The sequence below is a fragment of the Pseudoalteromonas sp. MER144-MNA-CIBAN-0113 genome, assembly GCF_040308965.1.
GTDB classification, from domain to species: domain Bacteria; phylum Pseudomonadota; class Gammaproteobacteria; order Enterobacterales; family Alteromonadaceae; genus Pseudoalteromonas; species Pseudoalteromonas tetraodonis.
The window spans coordinates 1-247 of the sequence record NZ_JBEOOG010000515.1 but is presented as its reverse complement, the minus strand read 5'-3'; the positions used below and the strand labels follow the sequence as shown (position 1 = coordinate 247).

The 247-nt window shown below is 41.7% G+C and carries 1 protein-coding gene; it reads right to left on the bottom strand.

Features of this window, described 5'->3' with window-relative positions; genetic code table 11:
- Positions 1 to 247: EAL domain-containing protein (locus tag AAEY57_RS20750; protein WP_350608753.1), on the bottom strand; the 247-nt coding region annotated here is incomplete at both ends.

Below are 247 nucleotides of genomic sequence, written 5' to 3'. Positions count from 1 at the left end.
GTATCCATTTCTTGTAAGTAAGCGAGTGACGAATATCCTGTACCAAAATCATCAAGGGCAAGCTGCATACCTGATTTTACTATTTCTTTTAAGCGACGTTGCGTTAATGCTTCGGGGTTAATCATTAGGCCTTCAGTTATTTCTGCCACAATTGAGGATGCAGGTAATTTTGCAGCTTTTAGCATATCGTACCATTCATCTATACCACTCTCTGGCGTGGATAACTGCACTGGCGACACGTTTACAC